Raw genomic sequence first — 1,496 nt, forward strand, 5'->3', positions numbered from 1 at the left:
GTCCTCCCTGAACAACTCGGAAGCCGTTGATTTTGTGCGGTGTGATGGTGCTGGCAAAGTATTGGTTTATGCGGTTTTGGCTTCTGCATTTCGGCTGGCGAGCAGGATCAAGGCACACCAGAAGGCGATTACCTTGAGGATAAGGCGCAGATTGTGGGCTGCGGCCACAAGGGTGGCGTTGGCGGCATCACCATCATGTCCGAGGAGAAAGTTTCTGTCGAGGCGACCATCGGTTTTCATGTGACCGATGGTGGCCTCGATGGCGGATCGTCGCTTGAGCTCACGACGGATGGTGGGGGTAAGCCCGCGCTTCTGCCCGGCAATGAAGACGGTGGCAGGGCCTTGATAATCGTGCCCGCGATAGCCCTTGTCGACATAGATGCGCTCTGGATTGACACCACCGATCTCGACTGCCTCAGCCACCGTCCGATCAAGCGTGTGTCCGTCATAGGGGTTGTTCTCGAAGGCGACAGAGGCCAGCACGAGCCCCTCGCGGTTGGTTGTTGCGATGCCGACCTTGGCCCCGAACTCGTAAGGAGTACGAGCCTTGCCCTTGGAGATGCACACGACTTCGGGTGCATGCAGCGCGTAGAGCTTGTTTCTGTCCTTGGTTTTTTGGGCCAGCAGCCGCTCGACAAGACCCAGAAGCCTTGTAAAGCGGGCCTGAAGATCGAGGTTTCCGGCAATCTTGCGGCCGATATCGCGATAGACGCGGCCGAGATAGGTGCGCAGTTTCTTCAATTCCCGGCGCATGCGGCAAAACTGCCTGGCATGGGCATAGCGGCCAGCCCTGAGGGCGGCGGCTTTCGCAAGCCGGGTGTGGCTCTGGCGAAGCTCGATGCCGAAACGCTTGGCCAGGCACACAAGGGCCATGAGCGCCTTCAGGTAAAGCCGGCCATCGGTCGGATAGGCAATCGCCTTGGGCTGCACTGTCGTGTCCACCGTGATGCGCTCCAGCGAAGACGGTTTAACCGTTGCGGTATCAAGGGCGGCATCGACACTGGCTTTGAGCATCTCGCTCAACCCATCCGGACCGATGCGCTTGCGCCAGCGCGTCATGGTGCTGGGATCGATCGGAAACTCGGTCTGGAAGAACTCGAAGCCGCAAAAATACTGCCAATAGGGATTTTCCACCCAGCGCTCGACCGTCTCCTCGTCCGACAGGTCGTGCACGTGCTTGAGATAATGCAGGCCGACCATCAGCCGTGTCGGCTTCGCCGGTCTACCAACGGGCCGATAACAGCCACCGAACGCCACATCGAAGCGCGACCAGTCCATCACCTTCGACAGCTTCACCAAGGGGTGGCTCATGTTGATCATCGCATCCAGACGTTCGCGGAAGAGATCATGTCTGCCGCAAGAAGGGCGTGTCGGGCGCATCGCAAAAACCCCGGAAAATCGAGCCTCGGAACCTGATTTCCTGCAGTTTCCTATACTTCAATCTCCTTGGGAATCCCTGAAAACAAAAGAGTTTTGCGATTTTTCAGGGCGAACTA

At 58.2% G+C, this 1,496-nt stretch carries 2 protein-coding genes; one reads left to right on the top strand and one right to left on the bottom strand.

Annotated elements, in window-relative coordinates:
- Positions 1 to 66 precede the first annotated feature (66 nt).
- On the bottom strand, positions 67 to 1,380 hold the full coding sequence (locus tag E8M78_RS16195) for an IS5 family transposase (RefSeq protein WP_137136036.1): 1,314 nt from the start codon (positions 1,378 to 1,380) through the stop codon (positions 67 to 69).
- On the opposite strand from E8M78_RS16195, the gene E8M78_RS23565 reads away from it, so the two are divergent.
- Positions 1,310 to 1,496, top strand: a 187-nt coding sequence (locus E8M78_RS23565; protein WP_205910252.1) for a hypothetical protein, incomplete at its 3' end; no start/stop codon positions are given. The genes E8M78_RS16195 and E8M78_RS23565 overlap by 71 nt on opposite strands.

Source organism: Rhizobium sp. FKY42 (assembly GCF_005222835.1).
Taxonomy (GTDB): Bacteria; Pseudomonadota; Alphaproteobacteria; order Rhizobiales; family Rhizobiaceae; genus Neorhizobium.